Raw genomic sequence first — 25,257 nt, 5'->3', positions numbered from 1 at the left:
TGTCAGATACATAATTCTTTGGTTTTGTTTCTGGTTATTCATTTATTTAAACAATCACCAAAGCATAAATGCCTGAAATATTGACTGATGCTTATTTATTATTCACATTTGTTTTTAAACAAGCTCTAAATAGAATATTCCATTTGTGAAAAATTTTAAGTTCCCTGAGCCTTGGTGTCTCTTTTGCTAAATTGTTGAAGCTCGTCAGTCGCATAGCTCGCTATGCTTCTTCCTCCCCTGCAACAATTTATCTAAAAGATACACCACTCAGATTTTAACTCTTGTTATGAAACACCCTCTTAATATCCATTGCAAGTTCTATTTGAGCACAAAGATACACAAGATTCAGTGATTTTTTCGAAAAATATCATTCCGCGTATGCAAGATTCAGCAGAAAGCGGATTTATAGATATAGACAATACCAACAAACCAATCAATATAAATTATGAAGAAAGCAAAACATCTGCTGCCCCTCGCCCTGCTTCTGGCCTCAGCGCCTATGATGCAGTCGTGTCTTGATGATGATGACAACAACAGCTACGTTATCTGCCCGTCGAGCCCCAAAGCCCTCGTGACAGTCTGCCCGACTGTAAACGGAGGATTTACAATGGTGCTTGACGACAAGACCACCCTCGTTCCATCGAACATGGATAAGTCGCCTTTCGGCAATAAGGAAGTCCGCGCACTTGTCTGCTACACCCCCGACAAATCATTTCATGGCGGAACCGGCGTCACAGTCAACCGCATCGACAGCATCCGTACCAAGCTGCCCGCCATAGACCTCGGCGACAAGAACGATGAGACTTATGGGAATGACCCTATCGAGATAGTTAAGGACTGGGTGACTGTGGCTGAAGACGGCTATCTGACCCTGCGTGTCCGCACAATCTGGGGCCCCGGACACACTCCACACCATCTCAACCTGCTCACCGGTTCAAATCCCGACGATCCGTTTGAAGTCGAGCTCCGGCATGATGCCAAAGGCGACACCAAAGGCTATTTCGGCGATGCTCTTATCGCGTTCAACCTCAACAGCCTGTCGGCCACAAGCGATAAGCCTGTCAAGATCAAACTCCGCTGGAATTCGTTTTCAGGAATGAAGACCGCCGAATTCGATCTCGCCCTACGCCCGAAAATATTCGATGACGATCTGTCAGACCTTGTTTCCGCCTCTGTTCTCAGATAAGAGAACCGAAAGCAAGAATCTGCCCATTCCTCACGTTATATTTTTACACAGAGCTAATTCGGCAGTCAATTAGCGCACATTTTTTCATATAGCGGTTTTGAACACAGCTGACAACGAACACGACCTGTTGCAGCTCATCGGCAACAACGAGCCTGCGGCTTTGAGACTGATGTATTCAAGATATATCAGACATCTCACAGCCGTATGCTCCCGCTATATCCGGAATGATGAGGACGCGAAAGATGTGTTGCAGGAAAGTTTTCTTAAAATATTCGGGTCGATTGACAGATTTGTCTACAAAGGTGAAGGCTCGCTGAAAGCGTGGGTGACAAAGATTCTTGTCAATGAGGCGCTGAAATTCATCAGCCGGTCCGGGCGCCTTGATTTCAGCCCCATTTCAGAGGAGAATACCGACATCGGTGATGATCAGCCGGAAACCGCCGACATCCCTGCGGCAATAATCCATGACTTCATACGCCAGCTGCCCGACGGCTACCGGATAGTGTTCAACCTCTATGCCATCGAGGGGAAAAGCCATCGGGAAATCGCTTCGATGCTTGGCATCAGGGAAAGCACTTCGGCCTCGCAACTCCACAGAGCCAAAGCACTGCTCGCATCAAAAATCAGAGAATACATCAACAGACGGTCTTCATGAACAACGACAACTGGTTAGACGACATACGCAACAAGATGACGGATTTCGAACTGGACGAGCCGTCAGGACTCTGGGAACGGATCGAAACGCATCTTTCCGACCGCCAGCAGATCACCCCGATAAACCGCAGCGGTCGCCGACGCGCCATAGTGCTGCCTTGGCTTGCAGCTGCCTCCCTGCTCACTGCCGTAATGCTCTCAGGCCTGTATTTCTTTAAGCCGGAAAGCAAGGTGGACATGAGCGCGGTCCGACTCGCAAAAGATGTTTCCGACAACACCCTCATCAGTCCCGTCAATTCAGAGCAGAATCTTGCACAGACCTTGCCCCAAAGCATCGGCAACCGAATCAGCCGGGCCAATGCCCTGACAGCAGCCGTCTGTCAAGCATCACAGTCTTCATCCGCCGCACAGCTGACTGATGACGAACCGGCCAATCAGAATCCGGCCGGGAAAGACAATGAAAACGCTGAGAATTCAGAGACATCGCCGTCAGCAGACAATGCATGCAACCGGATAAATACGGAATATGCGGAATCAACAGTCTCTGCCTCAGACAGCCATAATGTTCGGGAAAGGGTCTCCGTAGGCATATTCACCTCAGGCTCGATCGGTAACGGAATGTCAGGACCGTCAAACAACAGCGGCAATAAATCACTTAGCGGTCTTATGTCAGACCCTACCAAGAATCCTGATGACGGGCCCGTAGTGCAATCACAAGCACCCGAATCCGGCAGTTCGAATACACGCAATTCCAAAATGCAGCACCACCAGCCGATCCGTGTCGGGCTGACCGTAGCCTACCCTATTTCTCCACGCCTGAGTCTGGAAAGCGGCCTGACATACTCAAGGCTCCGCTCTGATGTGGACGCTACAGAGGCAAACATCAGTTTCTCCGGCGAACAGACTCTTCACTACATTGGCATTCCGTTGAATCTGAAATGCCGCCTCGCATCAGTGAATCGGCTTGAATTCTACGCCTCGGCTGGCATACTTGCCGAAAAATGCGTTGTCGGCAAACTCTCCGGCCATAAATTTATCAACGACCAGGCTGGAGCTGAAGAAAACACCGATATCCACGAAAAAAGGCTGCAATGGTCACTCAACGCGGCAGCCGGAGCACAGCTGTCAATAACTCCTGATCTCGGCATCTTCATAGAGCCCGGCATAAGCTATTATCCCGACAACGGCTCCGACATCTCTTCGATCTACAAAGACCGTCCTTTGAATTTCAATCTGAATCTCGGTCTAAGACTCACCCTTGGAAAATAGCAGCCTCTCCCGAAAGCAAATCCTCAAGAAGCCTACATACACCATCCCCTTTGCACCACATAGAGGGCAATCCGCTACCTCCGGCATCCTTCATGGAATCAACCTCAACAATCATTCAGCCCAATAAGGCGAGGCTTCCGCATACGTGGAGACTTCGCTTCTCTCAGTATGAAGTCAAGATTCACATAAAACACATTTAGCAAAACATAGCTAATAGCGCATATTATAGATTGTTAGCCAACAGTAATCAAGATATAAGCCTTGATTTTTATTCGGTAGTATAAAAATCTCAGGATTTTTATCTACATTTGTATCTATAATAGGTTCAAAATCTGACAATGACCTAAAGAAACAAAGACATATGGCGAGAGCCGAGAACTTTTAAGTTCTCCTATGTAGTCGTTACAAGGCTTTGGTCAGCCGTCAGATACTACATAGGAGGACTTGCTTTTGGTATGAAATATATTTCGTACATGTATAATCAACTGATTGATTCGGACAATTTCCATTGCCCGGCTCCTTTGTTTATATACTTAATATGATTGAATTAAGCTTATTCCCCGAACTCGATTCCGAGTTGCAAGATAAAAAGTCTTCTACCTTTGAGGACAATATGAAATTACCTATTCATCGGTGGTATAGATACACCGCAGGCTTTTCAGCTACTTGGGTCGCTAAAATCATCGAAGAAGAGATTCTAAATGGTAGGACGCGTATTATCGACCCTTTTGTCGGCTCTGGGACGGTTGCCTTAGAAAGTACAATGCATGAAGTGGAAGCTTTTGGGTTAGAATCAAATCCTTATGTGTTTAAGATTGCGTCTGCCAAACTTCTTTGGAACCATATAAGTATAACTAAAATTCAGCAAGCAAGCAGACAACTGATTCAACGAGCTAAAGAGATTGATACCTCCGTTGAGAATTATCCTCTAATTATTCGGAAATGTTTCCCTGATGAAACTCTTCTTAGACTTGATGCACTAAAAAATGCTTGCTTAGAGATCGAAGAAGGAGATATCAAAAACTTCTTTTGGTTTGTTATCACCTCTATTCTGCGTAGCACTTCGCCTGTTGGCACTGCTCAGTGGCAATATATTCAACCAAACAAATCTAAAGCAAATGTTTTAGATCCCTTTGCTGCATTTGAAAAAAAAATTATAGAAATTTGTAGCGACATTCGTAAATGTAGTTTGCGGTCATCAAACCATAAAGCTTTAATTCTCCAACAAGATGCTCGTGGCGAAGTAGATATACCTGATAATTGGGGTGATTTAGTTATTACGTCTCCCCCATATGCCAACAATTATGATTACGCAGATGCCATGAGATTGGAAATGTCATTTTGGGGTGATATTGAAAACTACAAAGGACTCAAGAACGTAAGTCGCCATTTGGTAAGAGCGTGTACCCAGCACGTTTCGCGTCTTAAAAATGATGTTTTTGACATGATGGAATCTTCTTTACTGGAGCCTATTAAGGAGGAACTCAGGATTAAATTCGACCTATTGGATAACGAACGAAAAAATCATGGAGGGAAAAAGAATTATCATCTAATGATAGTTGCGTATTTCTACGACTTGGCACAAGTTTTTAATACACTTAGCAAGAAAACTTCTGAAAAATGCAAAATGTGCTTCGTTGTTGGAGATTCTGCACCTTATGGCATATATATACCTGTTGATGAATGGTTGGGCAAATTAGCTCTCAATTCTGGATTCAAAAGTTTTTCTTTCGAAAAGCTCAGAGATAGAAATATAAAATGGAAAAATAGAAAACATAGAGTTCCTCTGAAAGAAGGAAGACTTTGGATTAACAAATAATATTATGGCTAAATCAACTTCTCATATTCTTGGAGAATTAATTGGAAACTTTTTTGAAGATGTCATGAAAGCTCCGATAAGGGAACTTTGTAATAAATACAATGTTTACTTTGACACCATCGGATCACGTCCTGCAAGAAGTACAAAGAAAATATCTTGGACAGATATTAATGGCAGTAAGCACGACTTGGATTACGTTATCGAGAGAGATGGAACACCTGATAAAATAGGTGTACCTATTGCTTTTATAGAACTTGCATGGAGGCGATATACCAAACATTCAAAGAATAAGGCGCAAGAAATATCAGGTGCTATCATGCCTATCGCTGAGAAGTATAAAGAATATGCTCCTTTTAAGGGCGTGATATTGAGCGGTATTTTTACAGATCCTTCATTGAAACAATTAGAGAATCAAGGATTTAATATTTTGTACATCCCTTTTGAAAAGATTGTAAATGTTTTTCAGAAGTACGGTGTGGATATTTACTTTGACGAAAATACATCAGAACAAGAACTCTCTGTCATCGTAGACCGCTTCAAAAACTGTACAGTTTTAGATAAAATCGCGCAAGAATTGATCGATTCTAATAAGAAAGAAATCTGTTCTTTTGTTGGTGCATTAGAGTTGTCTATCAAGAAGCAAATCGATTACATCTTCGTTCTGCCACTTCATGGAAAGGAGATGCGTTTCAATTCTTTAAATTCTGCAATTAGTTACATTACAGAATACTCGAATATTCCGAAAGATGCTACGATAGACCGTTACGTTGTTGGCATATTCTTCAACGATGGTTCACAAATCAACTGTGTTTTCAAAGATAAGTTAATGGCAATAGATTTTCTTAAAAGAAACTCACAGTATGCAAATTGAGGATTGAAATCTGAGTATTAGACAATTATGGCATTACACCACCACCCAGCTTTCGTAAACAGAGCCCCTAATATCTCCGCCATTCTGCTTCAATTGCATTAAGCATTATGGATGAGTACAACGAATTAATCACTTCGTTCTGTTCAATTTAACATATGACCCAAAATTTCAGCTTGGGCACACTTCAACTCCCTTTCAAAACCATAACCTCTCCGAGGCTTCGCTGTCTGGCTCCAGCCTGAGCGATCTCGAAATCCTTTCTCTATTGAGAATCCAGTGTTATCATCTATAAGCAGAAGAGGCTGTCGTTCTCGACAGCCTCTCTGTAAAAAATGTGATAAATTCTTGGTTTTGTCTACTAAAAAACTATTTTGCAACCGTAAATTTTCGTGCTTCGGTATTGATTTTATATCTTTGAGGCTTCAAGCTTTAGTGAGAGAATGAAGCTCTGTTTGTTTCACGATACAAAGTTAAGATAGCCATATTACAATCCTGTTACAATCACAACACAATTTTGTTACATCATCTAATTTAACCTTTATTTTATAAATTTAATTCGGATTTTCACATACTCGCAATAAGATCTCGTCACCATCTGTCACGATTAGAACAGCCTGCAATGCAACAAGTGAGAGCATCAAACCAAAGTCACGCTCAAAATGTTTGGGTAGATGAGAGAAATTTGGTAATTTCGCAGTCTGATTGTGACGGCTTTTGCTGTCTGAAAAGACAGTCCGGATTTCCGTCAAGAAAACCATCTGACAATTTTTACTGAGATGAGCAAAAAACTACTTGAAGTCCGCAATCTCCACGCCAAGGTGGAGGACAAAGAGATATTACGTTGTCTTAACCTTACGGTAAACGAAGGTGAAGTACATGCCATAATGGGGCCTAACGGTTCCGGCAAAAGCACCATGTCAGGTGTGCTGGCAGGTAACCCTGCTTATACTGTCACCGAAGGCGAGGCTTATCTGCATGGAGTCAATCTGCTGGAGCTTTCGCCCGAAGACCGCAGCCATGAAGGCTTGTTTCTGTCTTTCCAGTATCCGGTAGAAATCCCCGGAGTCTCAATGGTCAACTTCATGCGCGCGGCAGTCAATGCCAAACGCAAATATCTCAATGACGCTCCCCTCTCGGCCAGTGACTTCCTGAAGATGATGCGCCAGAAACGCGCCATAGTTGAGCTTGACAACAAACTGGCTTCACGCTCTGTCAACGAAGGCTTCTCAGGCGGCGAGAAAAAGCGCAACGAGATCTTCCAGATGGCCGTGCTCGAACCGCGTCTGGCAATCCTTGACGAAACAGACTCAGGCCTTGACATCGACGCCCTGCGCATCGTGGCCGGAGGCGTGAACAAACTCAAGACCGACAAGAACGCGACCATCGTAATCACCCACTACCAGCGTCTGCTCGACTATATCAAGCCTGATTTCGTACACATTCTTTATAAAGGGCGCATCGTCAAGACCGGCGGTCCTGAACTGGCTCTCGAACTTGAAGAAAAGGGCTACGACTGGATTAAAGAGGAGAACGACATATGAGCAATTCCCTCACCCAATACATCAGTCTGTTTGAAGAAAACAGAGATCTGATCTGCGGAAACTCGGCGCTGGCGCTTAACGCTCCGCGCAGCGAGGCTCTTGCCATCGTAAAATCATCACGCCTGCCCGACAAGAGCACCGAAGGATTTGAAAAGACTTCGATCGAAGAGATGTTTGCTCCTGACTATGGTGTGAATATCTCGCGTGTTAACATTCCGGTTGATGTGGCTGCAAGTTTTCGCTGCGATGTCCCCTCGCTTTCCACTCTGCTGGCTTTCGTCATCAACGATTCGTTTCATCCTACATCGAAGCTCGAATCGAAACTACCGGAGGGAGTAATCTTCGGATCTCTCAAACGCATCGCTGAGGAAAAACCATCACTGATAGAGAAATATTACAACACTGTGGCTCCGGCAGAGAATCCGTCTGTTGCGCTCAACACCCTCCTCGCCCAGGACGGAGTGATGATCTACGTGCCCAAAGGGGTGCGCGTCGAACGGCCTCTGCAGCTGGTCAACGTGTTCTCTTCGCCGGTTCCCCTCGCCGCATTCCGCCGCATACTCATAGTATTGGAAGAAGGTGCCGAACTGCAGCTGCTTGTCTGCGACCACACCCAGAACCGCGACAAATCATATCTTGCAGCCCAGGTTTCGGAAGTGATTCTCGGCGAAGGTTCGCGTCTTGAAGTTTGTTCCATCGAGGAATCGTCAGAAAAGACATCACGCTACTCCCGCCTCTTCGTACGTCAGGAAAGCGGATCGCATTTCTCGTTCAACTCCACTACCCTCACCTGCGGCACCACCAGAAACGACTTTTCGGTCTCGCTGCTCGGCGAACACTGCGAGACTATGCTGGCCGGCATGGTGATCGGCTCAGGAAAGATGCACGTCGACAACGATTCCGACATCCGCCACATGGCCCCGCGCTGCCACAGCAACCAGCTGTTCAAATATGTCCTCGACGAAGAATCAAAAGGCGCATTCGAAGGCAGCATTTTCGTTGCCCCAGGAGCCCGATTCACCGAAGCTTATCAGAGCAACCGCAACATTCTGGCATCGACCACAGCCAAAATGCACTGCAAACCGCAGCTTGAGATCTACAATGATGATGTGAAGTGCTCTCACGGCGCTACTACAGGCCAGCTCGACACTGATGCGCTTTTCTACATGCGCTCACGCGGCATTCCCGAAAGCGAAGCCCGGACCATGCTCATGCAGGCATTCATGGTCGACGTAATCGACTCGGTCCATATCAGCGGACTGCGCGAACGTCTGCTCCATCTCGTAGACCGCCGTTTTTCCGGAACACTCGGCGACTGCGCCGGCTGCCGGTCGAAAGAATGCTGATCAGCAGCCGCTGACAACTCCGGTTCAATCACTTCATCTGCAATCCACCCCACACTCCAACCATAACTGCAACCTCTATGCTTGACATTGAAAAGATACGTGCCGACTATCCGATTCTCGACCGCAAGATCTACGGCCGTCCGCTTGTCTATTTAGACAATACCGCCACTTCACAGACTCCTGACGAAGTGGTGAAGTCTGTTCTGTCAGGCTATACGCAGACCAAGGCCAACGTTCACCGCGGAGTGCACACTCTCTCGATGGAAGCCACCGAGCTTCAGGAGGCAGCCCGCCGCAAAGTCATGGAGTTTATCAACGCACCTTCTGCCGAAGAGATCATCTTCACCCGCGGAACCACTGAAGCCATCAACCTCGTGGCGGCTTCTTACGGAGGCGCCTTTTTCAAAGACGGCGATGAGATAATACTCTCCGTGATGGAACACCACTCCAACATTGTGCCCTGGCAGTTGCTACAAAGAAGAACAGATCTGAAAATCCGTGTCATCCCCGCCAAGGCTGACGGATCGCTTGACATGGATATCTATCGGTCGCTCTTCAACGAGCGCACCCGTTTCGTCAGTGTCTGCCATGCGTCAAACGTGCTCGGCACTGTCAACCCGATAAAAGAAATTGTGGCCGAGGCCCACAACCACGGAGTTCCGGTGCTGATTGACGGCGCTCAGGCGGCACCCCACATGAAAATTGACGTTCAGGATCTTGATGCCGACTTCTACGCATTCTCGGCCCACAAGATGTATGGCCCGGCCGGAGTCGGAGTGCTTTTCGGCAGACGCGAGCTGCTTGAAAAAATGCCACCCTATCAGGGCGGCGGCGAGATGATCGAGAGCGTAAGCTTCGAAAAGACCACTTTTGCAGAACTGCCCTACAAGTTTGAAGCCGGGACTCCTGACTTCATCGGCATTGCCGCGCTTCACAAGGCTATCGACTACATGGAAAGCATAGGTATCGAAGCTATTGCCGCGCATGAGCACGAACTGCTCGAATATACCACCCTCCGCATGACGGAAGAGATCCCCGGCATACGGATCTTCGGCACCGCCCCCGGCAAGTGTGCTATCATTTCTTTTCTCGTAGGCAACGAGCACCACTACGACATGGGGATGCTTCTTGACAAACTCGGCATAGCAGTGCGCACCGGCCATCACTGCGCCCAGCCGCTGATGACGGCTCTCGGCATCGAAGGCACCGTACGTGCATCGTTTGCCGTCTACAATACAATAGAGGAGTGTGACCGCTTCCTTGCGGCCCTCAGCCGTGTCAGCGAAATGCTGCGGTAAAGAGCGAACCGAAAGAAAAAACTATAAGGCAAAAAGCACTCTGGCAAACAACCATGTCAGCCTATGGAAAAGGCGGTTGTGCCAATAGATCAATCTCAGCCGCCATGCTGACGGGTTTCCGTCAAGCACCTGCGCCTTTAGCATCTCAGCCAGGTCAGGCCTGCCTTCACAGAAATATTGCGCCGCAAGGATCATACGCCTGCAGTCGAGCCATTTAATCAGATCAGGCCGGCCGGAAGTAATGAAATACCGTTCCATGCAGTCAAGCGTTTTTTCCCATTGCCCGGCTTTTGAGCTGAAAGAAACTCCGGTGATCGAATCGGCTTGCTGATGGACTATTACCGAGGGTTTTCCCGGCAAATGAAAGATACGATCTGAGGCAAGCAGCAGGCGCGCGCCGAGTTCAAAATCATTCCACACGAAAAGATCTTCATTCCACCCGCCCACACGTCGGACAAGCGATGTGCGGACCACAACGCGCTGTGTCGACATACAGCCTCTGAAAAGATGATTGAAAACAGGGCTGCGGGATGTAAAATAAGCCTCATGCCTCTGTCCGGCGATATTGACAAGCGAAGCTGTACGCCCGAAGATATCAATGTCTGGATGCCGGGAGATCGCTTTGCTAAAATCAGCCACATGTGATGGTGACATTTCATCATCAGAGTCGAAAAACATCACGAATTCCGTCTCTACGTCCTCCAGCCCGCGGTTACGCGCCGCGCAGGCTCCACGCCGGGACTCCTCGCATATCACACACTCAAAGCCATGCTCCCGGCGACTCCATTCACGGACAATCTCAAGAGAATCGTCAGTCGAGCCATTGTCAACCACAATGACTCTTTCTGGCTTCACATTCTGGGCATCAATCGAGTGCAAGGTCCGCTTTATGGTATGGGCGCGGTTATAGATCGGAATGACTATTGTTATATGTGACATGACACACAGTCCTCTTTGGATATAAAAGTTTTCAGGAATCAAGAAACTGGCAATTTTCGCAATAACCGGGCGCTTTCCCTCTCGCCACTGCCGGCGGAAACAGCCATTCCATCTTATATACGGATGATCCGAAGGATAGGGACAGAACCGGAATCCGGGCTGATCCTCATAAGGCAAAAAGATTCATTTCACAAATTTACACAATTTCAACAATATTATCCGATGCTATTTCACGAATTTGCACTAAATTTGTCAGCACTGACACCAAGAGGCTGTTTAAAAACAACCTCTAATGATAATCCACACATACAAGAAAACAACATCCATATGGAAACAGGCGATAAAATTCCCGAAGTACTCGGTCTTGACCAGGCCGGCAATGAAGTCAGTAGCTCGGATTTCGAAGGAAAAGCTCTGATCATTTATTTTTACCCGAAAGACAATACCCCCGGCTGCACGGCTGAAGCATGTTCACTCAGAGATTTCAACAGCGAACTGGAGGCCAAAGGCTACACCACCATCGGCATCAGCAAGGATTCCGTAGCAAGCCACGCCAAGTTTGCCGACAAGTATTCACTGCCATTCATACTGCTTTCTGATCCGACCACTGAGGTAAACCAGTCATTCGGCGTATGGCAGAAAAAGAAAATGGCCGGACGCGAGTATATGGGCACCGTCCGCACAACTTTCGTGACCGACACAGACCACCGCATCACCCACATCATCACCAAGGTCGACACCAAAAAAGCCGGCGAACAGCTGTTGGAGCTCCTGGCAGATGCCGGACAGTGAGGCTATAACGACAGATGAAGTATCGGATAGGGCCTTCCGGCCTCATCGGTATCATCCCTGCTCTTGATTTTGAATCCGTTTGCTCTGTAGAAAGCGAGAGCAGACGGATTACACCGAGTCTGAAATTATTCAGGATTTCTTACAAATGGACGAAGAAGAATTCTATACTGTGGTTCAAATATGCGATGCCCTGAAGAAGACCGATGTAGATATTTCAGAATAAACAAATTTTGACAGCATAAAATCAAAAAAATGCCGGCCTGAACTGAATCAGACCGGCATTGATTTTATTTGCTTGCTGTCAAGCTACACCATTAAGCCTGGGGCATTTTGGTGCGCTTGCCGTAGCCATACTGAGCAGCGTCGCCGAGTTCTTCCTGAATACGGAGGAGCTGGTTGTACTTGGCCATACGGTCAGAACGGCTTGCAGAACCGGTCTTGATCTGTCCGGCGTTGGTAGCAACTGCGATGTCAGCGATAGTGGCATCTTCAGTTTCACCTGAACGGTGAGAGATAACTGCGGTGTAGCCGTTGCGCTGTGCGAGTTCTACGGCGCGGAGGGTTTCGGTGAGTGAACCGATCTGGTTAACCTTCACGAGGATAGAGTTAGCGCAGCCGAGTTCGATACCCTTTTCGAGATACTTGACGTTGGTAACGAAGAGGTCGTCGCCTACGAGCTGGCAACGGTCGCCGATAAGATCGGTGAGGATCTTCCAGCCTTCCCAGTCACCTTCTGCCATACCGTCTTCGATTGAGTCGATAGGATATTTCTCAACGAGGCCCTTGAGGTATTCAGCCTGCTGTGCTGAAGTATATTTGGGAGCGTCGGCACCCTGCTTCCAGGTGTAGTCGTAAATGCCGTCCTTGTAGAATTCAGAAGAAGCAACGTCGAGACCGATGGTCACGTCCTTGCCGGGAACATAGCCGGCAGCTTCGATAGCCTTGATGATAACGTTGAGAGCGTCTTCAGTTCCGTCGAGTGCGGGAGCGAAACCACCTTCGTCACCTACTGCGGTAGAGAGACCGCGGTCATGGAGAACTTTCTTGAGGCTATGGAACACTTCAGTGCCCATGCGGATACCTTCCTTGAAGCAGCATGCGCCGATGGGGCGGATCATGAATTCCTGGAAGCAGATGGGAGCGTCAGAGTGAGCGCCACCGTTGATGATGTTCATCATGGGAACGGGGAGCACGTAGCTGTTGCAGCCACCGATATATTTGTAGAGGGGAAGGTCGAGATAATCGGCAGCAGCCTTAGCAACTGCGAGAGACACGCCGAGGATAGCGTTTGCGCCGAGGTTTGACTTGGTGTCAGTGCCGTCGAGAGCGATCATAGCCTCGTCGATCTTGATCTGGTCAAGAGCGCTCATGCCGCGGAGTGCGTCAGCGATAGGACCGTTCACGTTGGCCACAGCCTTCTGAACGCCTTTGCCGAGGTAGCGGTTCTTGTCACCGTCACGGAGCTCAAGAGCTTCGTTTACGCCGGTAGATGCACCGGAGGGAACAGAAGCGCGGCCACGTGCGCCTGATTCGAGGATTACGTCTACTTCAACGGTAGGATTGCCACGTGAGTCAAGGACTTCACGACCGATAATTTTTTCAATTTTCATAGTCTATATAATAATTATAGTTGAGTTTTTTTACCTTATGCCTTTGGATGCGAACTGATGATAGTCTCCTGTAAAAATGCGCAGCAAATTTACAAAATATCAATGCGCTTTGCAATAAGTCAATGATTAAATTTTACTTTATTATCTTACTATTTATTCATTAAAACGCGCATCTGATCAGTATTCGTCCCAGCTCTTGATCTCGATTTCGTCGAGCGGATGGGTGGTGAACGCATCGATATAAGCCGAGGCAAGACGGGCGTTGGTCATCAGCGGAATGTTAAGGTCAATGGCCGCACGGCGGATCTTGTAGCCGTTGGTAAGCTCTGTGGTCGAGAAATTCTTCGGAATATTCACCACCATGTCAACCTTGTGGTCATGGAGCAGTTCGATGGCCTGGGGCTGCATATCGGGCTGTGACGGCCAGTAGACACGGATAGCGGGTATGCCGTTGTCATTAAGATAGGCATGGGTGCCTCCGGTGGCATAAATTGTATAGCCGCGGTTGGCAAGCTCATGGGCTGCGTCGAGAAGATCGGCCTTCTGCTTGGCTGTACCGGTAGACATGAGGACGGCCTTGGCTGGAATACGGTTGCCCACTGAGACCATAGCCTTGATCAGGGCTTCAGCAGAGTCGGTGCCGATACAGCCTACCTCGCCGGTAGAGGCCATGTCGACGCCAAGCACAGGGTCGGCTCCCTGCAGACGCGAGAAGCTGAACTGTGAGGCCTTGATACCCACATAGTCAAGATCAAATGCGTTTTTAGAGGGTTTCTCCACGGGCAGGCCGAGCATCACGCGGGTGGCAAGGTCAATGAAGTTGATCTTCAGAACCTTTGAAACGAACGGGAAGCTTCGCGAAGCACGGAGGTTACATTCGATTACCTTAATATCATTGTTCTTTGCAAGGAACTGAATGTTGAACGGGCCTGAGATCTCAAGAGCTTTGGCTATCTGGCGCGAGATCTTGCGGATGCGGCGCATGGTCTCTACATAGAGTTTCTGCGGCGGGAACTGGATTGTTGCGTCGCCGGAATGCACGCCGGCATATTCGATGTGTTCGGAGATCGCATAGGCCACGATCTCGCCGTTCTGGGCCACGGCGTCCATCTCGATCTCTTTGGCTGATGAGATGAACTGCGAGACCACAACGGGATGCTGCTTTGAGACGTTGGCTGCCAGGCGCAGGAAGCGTGTGAGCTGTTCCTGATTGTGACAGACGTTCATCGCCGCACCTGAAAGCACGTAGCTCGGACGGACGAGCACCGGGAAGCCTACTTCATCAATGAATTCGTTGATGTCATCCATGCTTGTAAGCTCGCGCCAGCGTGGCTGGTCGATTCCGAGGCGGTCAAGCATGGCCGAGAACTTGTTGCGGTCTTCGGCATTGTCGATGCTGCGGGCTGTGGTGCCGAGTATGTTGATGTTCTGTGCGTCAAGACGAGTTGCGAGGTTGTTGGGGATCTGGCCGCCTACGGAAAGAATTGTGCCGTGGGGCTGTTCAAGATCCAGAATGTCCATCACACGCTCGAAAGTCAGTTCGTCGAAATAGAGACGGTCGCAGATGTCATAGTCAGTGGAGACTGTCTCAGGATTGTAGTTGATCATCACCGAGCGCCAGCCTTCTTTCTTGACAGTCAGAAGGGCGTTGACAGAGCACCAGTCAAATTCCACTGACGAACCGATGCGGTAGGCTCCGGAACCGAGCACTACTATCGAGCGGTGGTCGTGGAGATACTGGACGTCGTTTTCACGGCCGTTGTAGGTCAGATAGAGATAGTTGGTCTGAGCGGGATATTCAGCGGCAAGGGTGTCGATCTGCTTGACAACCGGGAGAATTCCGAGTTGCTTACGGCGGTCGCGCACCTGAAGGAGCGCTTTCTCAGGCTCTGTGAGGTTTTCCTGATAGATCTCACGTGCGATCTGGAAGTCACTGAAGCCCTGTTCCTTGGCCTGACGCAGCAGTGCTTCGGGTATTGCTTCGAGGTCATTGAACTCACGCAGTTCGCTTGCTGTGTTGATGATGTTCTGAAGTTTATAAAGGAACCACTTGTCGATTTTGGTCAGTTCGTGAATGCGGTCCACGGTGTAGCCTTTAAACAGAGCCTGGGCTATGGCGAAGATGCGCTTGTCAGTCGGTTCCTTGAGGGCATGTTCGAGTTCCGGAAGATCACGCTGGTTGTTGCCGACAAAGCCGTGCATACCCTGCCCGATCATTCGAAGGCCTTTCTGAATGACTTCCTCGAAGGTGCGGCCGATGGCCATAACCTCGCCTACTGACTTCATCGAAGAGCCGATCTCGCGGCGGACACCGTGGAACTTGCCGAGGTCCCAGCGGGGGATCTTGCAGACAATATAGTCAAGAGCCGGTTCGAAAAATGCGGAGGTCTCCTTGGTGACAGAGTTCTTAAGGTCAAAGAGTCCGTAACCGAGACCGAGTTTTGCGGCGACAAATGCCAGCGGATAGCCGGTGGCTTTCGATGCGAGAGCCGACGAACGGCTCAGACGCGCGTTGACTTCAATGACACGGTAGTCCATTGAGGTCGGGTCAAACGCATACTGAACGTTACATTCGCCGACGATGCCTATATGGCGTATGATCTTGATGGCAAGCTTTCGCAGCCAGTGATAGTCTTCGTTTGAAAGTGTCTGCGAGGGTGCCACAACGATCGACTCTCCGGTGTGGATGCCCAGCGGGTCGAAGTTTTCCATGTTGCAGACAGTGATGCAGTTGTCAAAACGGTCGCGCACCACTTCATATTCCACTTCCTTCCAGCCTTTGAGCGACTTTTCCACAAGGACCTGCGGAGAGAATGCGAGGGCTTTCTCAACGAGAGCCACGAGTTCTTCCTCATTGTCACAGAAACCGCTGCCGAGGCCGCCGAGGGCATAGGCCGCACGGACAATCACAGGATAGCCGAGGGCCTCGGCAGCCACACGGGCATCGTGGATCGAGTTGACGGCCTCGCTCTTGATGGTCTTGACCTCAATCTCGTCAAGTTTCTTGACGAATAGCTCGCGGTCTTCCGTATCCATGATGGCCTGCACAGGGGTGCCGAGCACTTCCACACCATATTTTTCCAGAATGCCTGAGCGGTAAAGCTCCACACCGCAGTTGAGAGCGGTCTGACCGCCGAATGCGAGCAGAATGCCGTCAGGTTTTTCCTTACGGATCACCTTCTCTACAAAATAAGGGGTGACCGGAAGGAAGTAGATCTTGTCGGCAAAGCCGTCGGAAGTCTGGACGGTGGCGATATTCGGATTGATGAGGACAGTGGTGATCCCCTCTTCCTTCATGGCCTTGAGAGCCTGTGAACCCGAATAGTCAAATTCGCCGGCCTCGCCGATTTTCAACGCGCCGCTACCAAGCAGCAATACTTTCTTGATGTTTTCGTTACGCATGATGAAAAATAAATGAGGGGATGCTTAGAGCAGGTTGATGAATTCGTCAAACAGAAACTCTGTGTCTTTCGGTCCTGAACTTGCTTCCGGGTGGAACTGAGCCGAGAAGAATGGCTTGGTCTTGTGGCGGATGCCTTCATTGGTGCCATCGTTCATGTTGATGAAGAGCGGTTCCCAGTCGGCGGGCAGAGTTTCGTTGTCGACAGCGAAACCGTGGTTCTGAGATGTGATGAAACATTGGTTCGAGCCGACGCGGCGCACCGGCTGGTTGTGACTGCGGTGGCCGTATTTCAGTTTATATATTTTAGCGCCTGCGGCTTTTGAGAGCAGCTGGTTACCCATGCAGATGCCGCAGATCGGCTTGCCGATTTCCATAGCCTTGCGGATGAGGCCTACGGTTTCCTCTGCCATATCCGGATTGCCGGGACCGTTGGAGATGAAAAGGCCGTCATAAGGAATGGTTGTAAAATCGTAATTCCAGGGCACTCTGACCACTTTCACTCCTCGGCGTGTCAGACAGCGGATGATGTTGTGCTTGACACCGCAGTCAACCAGAACCACGGTCTTTTCACCAGCGCCGTGATATTCCACCTCACGGCAGCTGACCTTACCTACAAGATTTTCACGGTTAGGGTCATAAAAATCGACATCGTCACATCCGTCAATCACAATCTTGCCGAGCATTGAGCCGTGTTCACGGAGATGCTTGGTCAGCTGACGGGTGTCGATGCCGTATATACCGGGAATTTTTTCCTCCTTGAGCCATTGAGCCAACGAACGGTCGGCCTGCCAGTGGGAATGATCATAGGAATAATCCTGGGCCACAATGGCGCGGCAATGGATATGATCACTTTCGTAATATTCACTGACGTCGTCTCTCTCCCGACGCGGGGGAACGCCGTAGTTACCGAGAATCGGATAAGTGGTCACGAGGATCTGTCCTTCGTAGGAGGGGTCGGTCAGACTCTCCGGATAACCGGTCATAGCGGTGTTAAACACAACTTCACCGGAGGTCGAAGCCTCATAGCCGAAGGATTTCCCCTCAAAGGTTGTGCCGTCTTCAAGAATCAGGACGGCGCGCTTAAACTGTCGCATGGGGTGGATGAATTATGTAGTTACTTCGGGGTGCACTGTAACCCGTCTGCAAAGTTACGATTTTTTTAGCACATTATCAGTGGGAGCTGAAGATTTATTGCAAATTTCAGCTCTTTTTACAAACTCTTTTCACTGTCAGGATGGTGATTTCTCACCGGACGCGGTCGGCTTTGCGGACTCCCTGTATTTTCAACACTCTCTTGCAGAGTTCCTCGACAGCCAGCGTGTCACTGACGAGAACTCCGAGATCGCAGTTGAACACTTCTTTTTCCGCTTCGATGTTGAGACGCCTGATGTCGATATTGAGCGCGGTAGAGATCATGCCGGTCAGTTCCTGCAGAATTCCGTGGCGGTCAATGCCTTCTATCCTTATGTTTGCGAGGAAGTGTCCGGCCACTTTGTCCCAGCGGGTGGCTACGATACGCGGCCCGAAACTTGCTTTCAGCACCTGGGCGCGCGGGCAGGTCAGTGCGTGGACCTCGACTTCGCCGTCATCGTTGATAAAGCCCATCACCTCATCACCGGGTATCGGGCGACAGCAGTCGGCAAAGGAGAAGTTACGTTCTTTTTCATTGAATTTAAGCACATAGGTCTCCTTTGTGTTGATTTTGGCTTTTCCCGATTCTTTTTCTGGAACATCTGCAGCCGCAAGCAGCTTGCGCGCGCGGTCGGCTTTCTTGTCACCGCCGAAACCGAGCCTGAACAGACGGCTCACAAGCGATCTGGCACCACGCGAGGTGTTGACGTTCAGATAGTCGTCAATCGAAATCTCTCCGTTTCCGAGTTTTAGGAATAGTTCCTCGCGCGACTGCACATGATAGGTTCCAAGAATCTTGGTCATGACACTGTTGTTCAGAATGATGTCATTCTGGACAAGGAAGTCGTCAAATATCTCCTTGCCTTTTTCTATATATGGCTGCTGGACTTTCCTCAGCTCCTTGCGCAGACGAGTCTTGGCCTTCGCCGACATCAGAAAGTTCATCCACTCCTCTTTGGGCTTCTGTGACTGCGAGGTAAGCACCTCGACTTGGTCGCCGGAGTTGAGTTTCTGGGAAAGAGGCACAAGTTTGTGATTGACTTTTCCTGCTATGCAGTGCATTCCAAGCTCGGAGTGAAGCGAGAAGGCGACGTCAAGCACCGTTGCTCCGGCCGGAAGAGTCAGCAGTTCGCCCTTGGGCGTAAAGACCACTATCTCGGTAGCGAAAAGATTGAGTTTAAGAGTGTCAAGAAAGTCTATTGCACTCGGTGTCGGATCATCGAGAATGTCTTTGATTGTTTTGAGCCAGACATTAAGTTCGCTCTCCTCTTCATGCTCGCCGATCTTGTATTTCCAGTGAGCGGCAAAGCCCTTCTCGGCAATTTCGTCCATGCGCCGGCTGCGTATCTGCACTTCGATCCAGTTGCCGTCAGGCCCCATTAGGGTGACGTGAAGAGCCTGATAGCCGTTGGCTTTGGGATTGGCGATCCAGTCACGGGTGCGCTCCGGGTGCGGCCGATAGAGGTCTGTCAGTGCCACATAGATGCGATAGCACATCTCTTTCTCCGACACTCCCTCAGGCGTATCGAATATAATACGCATGGCGTAAAGGTCATAGACTTCCTCGAAGGGAATATGCTTGGTGTCCATCTTGCGCCAGATCGAGTAGACTGATTTCAGACGGGCCTTGGCCTCATAACTGAGCCCCATAGCATCAAGACGTTTCAGAATCGGGCTGGCAAAATCGTTATAGACCATCTCTCGTCCGGCCTCGCTCTGGCGTATCAGTCCGGAGATGCGATCGTATTCCGCCGGATGCTCATATTTGAAACTCAGATCCTCCAGTTCGGTCTTTATGGCGAAGAGGCCCAGACGGTGGGCAAGCGGCGCATATATATATAAGGTCTCCCCGGCAATCTTATATTGCTTGTTGGGTGCCATTGAGCCGAGGGTGCGCATGTTGTGCAGACGGTCAGCCATCTTTATGAGCACCACTCGGATGTCCTCGCTCATTGTGAGCAGAAGCTTGCGGAAATTTTCGGCCTGGGCCGAAGCTTTGTCGCCGAAAATTCCGCCTGAGATCTTGGTGAGCCCCTCTACGATGCGGGCAATCTTACGTCCAAAATGCTGCTCGATATCCTCGACCCGATACTCAGTGTCTTCCACCACATCATGCAGCAATGCCGCGCAGATCGAGGTAGAGCCCAGACCGATTTCCTGAGAGGCTATCTTGGCCACGGCTATCGGGTGGAGAATATAAGGCTCGCCTGATCGACGACGCACTCCTTTGTGGGCCTCTTTGGCAAAACGGAAGGCCCGCTCTATTATGTCGACTTTCTTGCGATGGTTACTTGCGAGATAACCGTCAAGAAGATCTCGGAACTGCGCTTCGACGTAGCGCTCTTCTTCTTCGGGAGTGAGATTATATTCCTGCATGGTTCAGACTGGAGAGTTTAAGCAAGTGTTTGTTGTGGATAAAATGATCGGCTGGATGAAGACCGCTATCAGAGATATTTGTCGAGATAGGCAATTTTCACATCGTTGACCATCTGTTTGATGCGCTGTTCTTCTGACTTCGGGCAGATCAGGAGCACATCTCCGGCATCGGCCACGATATAGTCTTTAAGACCGTGGGCCACTACAAGTTTTTCAGAATCACGGACTGCGAAAATATTGCCGGTGCTGTCATAGGCGAGCACTTTGCAGTTCTGGGCCACGTTGTTCTGCTCGTTCTTGGGCGAGTTGTCATGAAGGGCGCTCCATGTGCCGAGATCGTTCCATCCGAAGTTGACACATTCCACATATACATTGTCAGCCTTCTCCATAACCGCATAGTCAATCGAGTTGGCAGGGAATGATGCGAAATTCTCTCGTATGAAGGCTTCCTCACGGGGGGTGCCGAAGTCTGAGGCTCCGCGGTCGAAACGGACCGTCAGATCAGAATCATGCTTGCGCAGAGCGTCTATTATGGTTGACGCGCGCCAAAGGAAGATGCCGGAATTCCAGAAGAATTCACCTGTCTCAAGGAAGACTTTGGCCAGTTCGAGATTGGGTTTCTCTGTGAAAGTCTTCACTTTCAGAATGCCTGGTTCAGCCTCCTGCCCTACCTGGATGTAACCGTAGCCGGTCTCCGGGCGGACCGGTGTGATGCCGAGAGTCAGAAGAGCGTCATTTTTCTCTACAAACTCGAATCCGCGTCTGACGCAGTCTTCGAAGATATTTTCACGGGTGATCAGATGGTCACTCGGAGTCACGATCATAGAGGCTGCCGGGTCAATGGCCGCGATATGGAAAGCAGCCCAGGCGATGCACGGAGCAGTGTTGCGGCGCGCAGGTTCCAGCAATATATTTTCAGGCAGCAGATCCGGAAGCTGCTCGCGGATCAGCGGCGCATATTTTTCATTTGTTACAACGAGAATGTTTTCTTTCGGGACGATAGGCAGAATGCGGTCATATGACATCTGAAGGAGCGAACGTCCGGTGCCGAGAAAATCTATAAACTGTTTGGGGCAGTTCTCACGGGAATAAGGCCAGAATCGGCTTCCGATGCCGCCACACATTATTACACAATACCGATGTGAGTTCTGAGTTGCCATAGTGATGAAGAATGGGGTTCTATTTTATTTAAATGTATAATATATATTTTTTTCGCTAAGCCATCCGAAGAGTGCCGGACCTGACTCCGCGTGACGATATGAAACCCGAAAGAAGTCCCATGACCAGCACGACAGCCGAGGTGACAAGCACATCTCCGAGACGAAGATTGCAGGGATATGTTACTATTGACATCTGTGAATGGTCTCCGCCAAGCGTTATCAGCCCGAAATGCTGCTGCAGCAGGCAGAGGATCATGCCCGTCAGAATGCCTACCGCGCCGCCGGCCACTGCCACGAGTACACCCTGACAGAGAAAAATCCGGCGCAGCATCGACAGCGGAGCACCGAGCGAACTGAGAATCCGCAGACTCTCCTCTTTCTCTATGATGAGCATGGAGAGTGACGACAGTATGTTGAACGACGCCATGAGAAGCACGAACACAAGCATGAGAAAGGTGATCCACTTTTCAATCGAGATCATACGGAACGAATGAGACTGCTGGCGCAGGCGATCGGCCACCACGTAGTCAGGGCCGAGGGAGACTGCAACTCTGTCAACCACGTCTGCGGCATCGGCCGATGGATCAATCCCAACATCAAGCGAGGAAGCCTCTGCCGAATAGTCCAAAAGCCTGCGGGCTGACGCAAGAGGCACGAAAAGCATGTCATTGTCAAGCTCGGCCTGATTTGTCTGATACACTCCACTGACCAGAAGAGTGTCTGTGCAGAACGCCGCCATCGGAAAGGCCGGATTGATGCGCCCTATGCGCCGTGGAACGGTCAGACACATCAGATGTTCGGTCGATGGCCGTGCTCCGAGCTGCATGGCTGTGCCTACGCTGAGAAGCGCACAAGGCAAAAGCCTGTCATCTGACATATCCATCTCGCCGTCTATCACAAGCGAACCGATCTCTGACACTGCGCAATAGTCTCCGGGCACTCCGACTATATTGACCGGTGTCTGCACATCACCATAGACAGCCAGAGCCTGGGCTCGGAGCACAGGCATCACTGCGGTCACTCCGGCAGTCTGTCTGACAGCTCCGGCAAGCGAATCGGCATCAGAGATCATGCGTCCGTCAGCCCGCGAGATCCTTATGTCAGGATCCACGAGTGAAAGCCTTTCGGATGCAAGATCGGAAAACCCGTTGAATACGGAGAGCACGCATATCATCGCCATTGCAGCCACAGCAATCCCCGCCATCGAGATATAGGAGATGACGTTGACGGCAGTGTGGCTTTTGCGGGCCAGAAGATAGCGTATGGCAATCCTGAGAGCGGGCATCCGGGTTGGGTAAGAAGTTTGTCTACTTGGTCAGAAGTTTGTCGATGTTGTCGATATAATCCAGAGAATCGTCAAGATAGAACGAAAGTTCCGGACATTTTCGCAACTGGAAGCGGACACGCTGCGCGAGTTCATAACGGATTGTCTTGGCGCTTTCGCGTATGCTTTCAAGCAGCTCCTGCGATTTTTCCGATGGAAAAATCGACAGATAGGCTTTGGCGACACTGAGATCCGGCGAGACACGCACTATGCTCACCGACACGAGTGTGCCGTGAGTCTTGGCTGTCTGCTGACGGAAGATTTCACTCAGTTCCTTCTGAAGGAGACGTGATATTTTTGCTTGACGTGTTGATTCCATAACAAATTCATTTTATTTCTTTAAAACACCTGCCGGGCCTCAATGTTTGAATTGACCGCACCTCTCATCCTTCGGGAGATGCGGTCAATTCAGTGTATCTGACAGGATTGACTGCGCCTGACGGCGGCTTAGTCGATGATATCGAATCCGGTGTATTTGCGCAGACATTCGGGGATAACTATGCCCTGAGGTGTCTGGTTGTTTTCAAGGATGGCTGCCATGATGCGCGGAAGGGCGAGTGCCGAACCGTTGAGCGTATGGCAGAGATGGGTTTTCTTGTCTTCCCCACGGTAGCGGCACTTGAGACGGTTTGCCTGATATGTCTCGAAATTGGATACCGACGAAACCTCAAGCCAGCGGCCCTGGGCTGCCGAATAGACTTCAAAGTCAAATGTGATGGCAGAGGTGAAGCTCATGTCGCCGCCGCAGAGACGGAGTATGTGCCAGGGCAGACCGAGTGACTCAAGCAGTCCCTGCACATGGTCTTTCATCTCTTCAAGAGCCGCATAAGAGTTTTCTGGCTTCTCGATGCGGACAATCTCTACCTTGTCGAACTGATGCAGACGGTTGAGACCGCGGACATCCTTGCCGTAGGACCCTGCCTCGCGACGGAAACATGCCGAGTAGGCACAGTTTTTCTTCGGAAGCTCTTCGCCGGGGATGATGACATCGCGATAGATATTGGTCACCGGCACCTCGGCGGTCGGAATCATGTAGAGTTTGTCTTCGTTGATGAAATACATCTGGCCTTCCTTGTCGGGCAGCTGCCCTGTTCCGTAGCCGGAGGCCTCGTTCACCACGTAGGGCGGCTGGATTTCAAGATATCCGGCATCGCCGGCACGGTCAAGGAAGAACTGAATGAGAGCTCGCTGCAGACGCGCGCCCTTGCCGATATACACGGGGAAGCCGGGGCCTGTGATCTTGACTCCGAGATCGAAGTTGATGATATTGTACTTCTTGGCGAGTTCCCAGTGAGGGAGCGCATCGGCAGGAAGTTCGGGCATCGGGCCACCGGTCTTCTCCACCACATTGTCCTCTGCGGTCTTGCCTTCAGGCACTGCATCGCAAGGGATATTCGGCATACCGAGCAGAATGTCACGGATGGCATTCTCTGTCACGGCCAGACGGTCGGCCACTTCTTTCTGTGTGGCTTTGATTTCCGCTACCTTTTTCTTGGCCTCGTCAGCCTCGTCGCGACGGCCTTCTTTCATCAGACGGCCGATCGAATCGGCATACTTTTTCAGTTCGGCTGCCAGAGTGTCGTTCTGATATTGGAGAGAGCGGCGCTCGTCATCGAAATCAATAACATCGTTGACTCCCTGTTTTCCGTCAAATCCTTTGACGGCGAGGCGCGCGATAATGCGTTCGGGATCCTCTTTGATCTGCTGAAGGGTAAGCATCTTTGCTGTAATGTATGGTGAAATACTTTATTTTCAATTGTTGAGGAGTTCTCTGACTTTCGCGGAGATCACTTTTCCGTCGGCGCGTCCGGCCAGTGTTTTCGAGGCCACGCCCATGACTTTGCCCATTTCCTTTGCCGAGACAGCGCCGGTTTCGGCGATTATCTTTTTCAGTTCGGCTGTGAGTTCCTCATCAGTCAGCTGTTTGGGGAGATATTCCTCTATGACTGCGGCTTCGGCCAGTTCGTTGTCACGAAGGTCGATGCGGTTCTGTTCGTCATATATCTGGGCTGTCTCGCGGCGCTGCTTGGCCATCTTTGCCAGAATTTTGGTTGCCTGCTCGTCTGAGAGCGATCCGTCGCCTCCTTTGGCGGTCTTGGCTTCAAGAAATTCCTTTTTTATTCCTCGGAGAGTCTCCAGACGCACCTTTTCGCGGGCAAGCATCGCACTCTTTATGTCGGCTGAGATCTTGTCAAACAAATCCATATCTTTTTCTTATTACTTTTTTAGAGCTACAAAGTTACACAGAAATTTGATTAAACAACGCAACTTCCCTGCCATTTTTCAAAATCGGCAAGGAAGTCTCGCATTTAAACGACATCCAAATTCATATGATACGGATTTTTTAGATACATGGAATTATACCCCAATAAAGCAACTCCGCAGCAATATGTCTGCGATGCGAGACTTAGAGGTTATCATATCCGAATGGCCGGGACAGCAAAAAAAGGGAACCGATCATTTGTTTTACACGACCGTAACCGACGAGAGTCTCACGATCTCTGACGACCGATGTGTGCGAGTATGTCGATTAATTCA

19 protein-coding genes are annotated in these 25,257 nt (G+C 49.7%); 9 read left to right on the top strand and 10 right to left on the bottom strand.

What is annotated here, in order from left to right; genetic code table 11:
* The first annotated feature begins 445 nt into the window (after positions 1 to 445).
* From C5O23_RS07445 to C5O23_RS07410, 8 genes are all read left to right on the top strand, one after another.
* Positions 446 to 1,186, top strand: a complete 741-nt coding sequence (locus C5O23_RS07445) for a NigD1/NigD2 family lipoprotein (RefSeq protein ID WP_107032315.1) — start codon at positions 446 to 448, stop codon at positions 1,184 to 1,186.
* Between the two features lie 97 nt (positions 1,187 to 1,283).
* A complete protein-coding gene (locus C5O23_RS07440; protein ID WP_240597730.1) occupies positions 1,284 to 1,841 on the top strand; it encodes an RNA polymerase sigma factor in 558 nt (185 codons plus the stop codon).
* Positions 1,838 to 3,109, top strand: a complete 1,272-nt coding sequence (locus C5O23_RS07435) for an outer membrane beta-barrel protein (RefSeq protein ID WP_107032314.1) — start codon at positions 1,838 to 1,840, stop codon at positions 3,107 to 3,109. Before C5O23_RS07440 ends, C5O23_RS07435 begins: the two co-directional genes overlap by 4 nt.
* A gap of 538 nt (positions 3,110 to 3,647) precedes the next feature.
* Positions 3,648 to 4,928: a DNA modification methylase gene (locus C5O23_RS07430; RefSeq protein ID WP_107032313.1), complete on the top strand. Its 1,281-nt coding sequence runs from the start codon at positions 3,648 to 3,650 to the stop codon at positions 4,926 to 4,928.
* Between the two features lie 4 nt (positions 4,929 to 4,932).
* On the top strand, positions 4,933 to 5,799 hold the full coding sequence (locus tag C5O23_RS07425) for a DNA methylase (protein WP_107032312.1): 867 nt from the start codon (positions 4,933 to 4,935) through the stop codon (positions 5,797 to 5,799).
* A gap of 776 nt (positions 5,800 to 6,575) precedes the next feature.
* Positions 6,576 to 7,340, top strand: coding sequence for a Fe-S cluster assembly ATPase SufC (sufC, locus tag C5O23_RS07420; RefSeq protein ID WP_107032311.1), 765 nt, complete (start codon positions 6,576 to 6,578; stop codon positions 7,338 to 7,340).
* A complete protein-coding gene (gene sufD / locus C5O23_RS07415; protein WP_107032310.1) occupies positions 7,337 to 8,686 on the top strand; it encodes a Fe-S cluster assembly protein SufD in 1,350 nt (449 codons plus the stop codon). Before sufC ends, sufD begins: the two co-directional genes overlap by 4 nt.
* A 77-nt stretch (positions 8,687 to 8,763) precedes the next feature.
* The gene (locus tag C5O23_RS07410; protein ID WP_107032309.1) at positions 8,764 to 9,984 is read left to right on the top strand and encodes an aminotransferase class V-fold PLP-dependent enzyme; all 1,221 of its coding nucleotides are present in this window, start codon (positions 8,764 to 8,766) and stop codon (positions 9,982 to 9,984) included.
* A gap of 21 nt (positions 9,985 to 10,005) precedes the next feature.
* Here C5O23_RS07410 and C5O23_RS07405 read toward each other — a convergent pair whose 3' ends face one another.
* Entirely contained in the window at positions 10,006 to 10,923 is a 918-nt protein-coding gene (locus C5O23_RS07405) for a glycosyltransferase family 2 protein (protein ID WP_107032308.1), read from the bottom strand.
* A gap of 321 nt (positions 10,924 to 11,244) precedes the next feature.
* Here C5O23_RS07405 and bcp point away from each other — a divergent pair, with 321 nt between their 5' ends.
* On the top strand, positions 11,245 to 11,715 hold the full coding sequence (gene bcp / locus C5O23_RS07400) for a thioredoxin-dependent thiol peroxidase (protein WP_107032318.1): 471 nt from the start codon (positions 11,245 to 11,247) through the stop codon (positions 11,713 to 11,715).
* Between the two features lie 314 nt (positions 11,716 to 12,029).
* Here bcp and eno read toward each other — a convergent pair whose 3' ends face one another.
* From eno to C5O23_RS07355, 9 genes are all read right to left on the bottom strand, one after another.
* On the bottom strand, positions 12,030 to 13,325 hold the full coding sequence (eno, locus tag C5O23_RS07395; RefSeq protein WP_107032307.1) for a phosphopyruvate hydratase: 1,296 nt from the start codon (positions 13,323 to 13,325) through the stop codon (positions 12,030 to 12,032).
* Positions 13,326 to 13,502: 177 nt separating this feature from the next.
* The gene (gene carB / locus C5O23_RS07390) at positions 13,503 to 16,727 is read right to left on the bottom strand and encodes a carbamoyl-phosphate synthase (glutamine-hydrolyzing) large subunit (RefSeq protein WP_107032306.1); all 3,225 of its coding nucleotides are present in this window, start codon (positions 16,725 to 16,727) and stop codon (positions 13,503 to 13,505) included.
* Between the two features lie 24 nt (positions 16,728 to 16,751).
* Complete coding sequence (gene carA, locus C5O23_RS07385; RefSeq protein ID WP_107032305.1) at positions 16,752 to 17,822, bottom strand: glutamine-hydrolyzing carbamoyl-phosphate synthase small subunit; 1,071 nt, start codon at positions 17,820 to 17,822, stop codon at positions 16,752 to 16,754.
* Positions 17,823 to 17,973: 151 nt separating this feature from the next.
* Entirely contained in the window at positions 17,974 to 20,235 is a 2,262-nt protein-coding gene (locus C5O23_RS07380) for a RelA/SpoT family protein (RefSeq protein ID WP_107032304.1), read from the bottom strand.
* A 68-nt stretch (positions 20,236 to 20,303) separates the two neighbouring features.
* Complete coding sequence (locus C5O23_RS07375) at positions 20,304 to 21,395, bottom strand: mannose-1-phosphate guanylyltransferase (RefSeq protein WP_107032303.1); 1,092 nt, start codon at positions 21,393 to 21,395, stop codon at positions 20,304 to 20,306.
* Positions 21,396 to 21,450: 55 nt separating this feature from the next.
* The gene (locus C5O23_RS07370) at positions 21,451 to 22,680 is read right to left on the bottom strand and encodes an ABC transporter permease (protein ID WP_107032302.1); all 1,230 of its coding nucleotides are present in this window, start codon (positions 22,678 to 22,680) and stop codon (positions 21,451 to 21,453) included.
* A 22-nt stretch (positions 22,681 to 22,702) separates the two neighbouring features.
* On the bottom strand, positions 22,703 to 23,038 hold the full coding sequence (gene rbfA, locus C5O23_RS07365; RefSeq protein ID WP_107032301.1) for a 30S ribosome-binding factor RbfA: 336 nt from the start codon (positions 23,036 to 23,038) through the stop codon (positions 22,703 to 22,705).
* A 128-nt stretch (positions 23,039 to 23,166) separates the two neighbouring features.
* Positions 23,167 to 24,438: a serine--tRNA ligase gene (gene serS, locus C5O23_RS07360; RefSeq protein WP_107032300.1), complete on the bottom strand. Its 1,272-nt coding sequence runs from the start codon at positions 24,436 to 24,438 to the stop codon at positions 23,167 to 23,169.
* 33 nt (positions 24,439 to 24,471) lie between these two features.
* Complete coding sequence (locus tag C5O23_RS07355; protein WP_107032299.1) at positions 24,472 to 24,924, bottom strand: GatB/YqeY domain-containing protein; 453 nt, start codon at positions 24,922 to 24,924, stop codon at positions 24,472 to 24,474.
* Positions 24,925 to 25,257: the final 333 nt, after the last annotated feature.

It is taken from the genome of Duncaniella muris, from assembly GCF_003024805.1.
Classification (GTDB): domain Bacteria; phylum Bacteroidota; class Bacteroidia; order Bacteroidales; family Muribaculaceae; genus Duncaniella; species Duncaniella muris.
The sequence above is the reverse complement of the archived record's forward strand: the minus strand, read 5'-3'. Positions and strand labels throughout refer to the sequence as shown.

What these genes read in the sequence shown, in the direction of transcription:
- C5O23_RS07405 (WP_107032308.1), bottom strand. Translation starts at nt 10,923, where the DNA reads ATGTCACATATAACAATAGTCATTCCGATCTATAACCGCGCCCATACC.
- C5O23_RS07430 (WP_107032313.1), top strand. Translation starts at nt 3,648, where the DNA reads ATGATTGAATTAAGCTTATTCCCCGAACTCGATTCCGAGTTGCAAGAT.
- C5O23_RS07375 (WP_107032303.1), bottom strand. Translation starts at nt 21,395, where the DNA reads ATGGCAACTCAGAACTCACATCGGTATTGTGTAATAATGTGTGGCGGC.
- eno (WP_107032307.1), bottom strand. Translation starts at nt 13,325, where the DNA reads ATGAAAATTGAAAAAATTATCGGTCGTGAAGTCCTTGACTCACGTGGC.
- C5O23_RS07380 (WP_107032304.1), bottom strand. Translation starts at nt 20,235, where the DNA reads ATGCAGGAATATAATCTCACTCCCGAAGAAGAAGAGCGCTACGTCGAA.
- sufC (WP_107032311.1), top strand. Translation starts at nt 6,576, where the DNA reads ATGAGCAAAAAACTACTTGAAGTCCGCAATCTCCACGCCAAGGTGGAG.
- C5O23_RS07445 (WP_107032315.1), top strand. Translation starts at nt 446, where the DNA reads ATGAAGAAAGCAAAACATCTGCTGCCCCTCGCCCTGCTTCTGGCCTCA.
- C5O23_RS07410 (WP_107032309.1), top strand. Translation starts at nt 8,764, where the DNA reads ATGCTTGACATTGAAAAGATACGTGCCGACTATCCGATTCTCGACCGC.
- carB (WP_107032306.1), bottom strand. Translation starts at nt 16,727, where the DNA reads ATGCGTAACGAAAACATCAAGAAAGTATTGCTGCTTGGTAGCGGCGCG.
- C5O23_RS07435 (WP_107032314.1), top strand. Translation starts at nt 1,838, where the DNA reads ATGAACAACGACAACTGGTTAGACGACATACGCAACAAGATGACGGAT.
- C5O23_RS07425 (WP_107032312.1), top strand. Translation starts at nt 4,933, where the DNA reads ATGGCTAAATCAACTTCTCATATTCTTGGAGAATTAATTGGAAACTTT.
- C5O23_RS07355 (WP_107032299.1), bottom strand. Translation starts at nt 24,924, where the DNA reads ATGGATTTGTTTGACAAGATCTCAGCCGACATAAAGAGTGCGATGCTT.
- carA (WP_107032305.1), bottom strand. Translation starts at nt 17,822, where the DNA reads ATGCGACAGTTTAAGCGCGCCGTCCTGATTCTTGAAGACGGCACAACC.
- C5O23_RS07370 (WP_107032302.1), bottom strand. Translation starts at nt 22,680, where the DNA reads ATGCCCGCTCTCAGGATTGCCATACGCTATCTTCTGGCCCGCAAAAGC.
- serS (WP_107032300.1), bottom strand. Translation starts at nt 24,438, where the DNA reads ATGCTTACCCTTCAGCAGATCAAAGAGGATCCCGAACGCATTATCGCG.
- sufD (WP_107032310.1), top strand. Translation starts at nt 7,337, where the DNA reads ATGAGCAATTCCCTCACCCAATACATCAGTCTGTTTGAAGAAAACAGA.
- rbfA (WP_107032301.1), bottom strand. Translation starts at nt 23,038, where the DNA reads ATGGAATCAACACGTCAAGCAAAAATATCACGTCTCCTTCAGAAGGAA.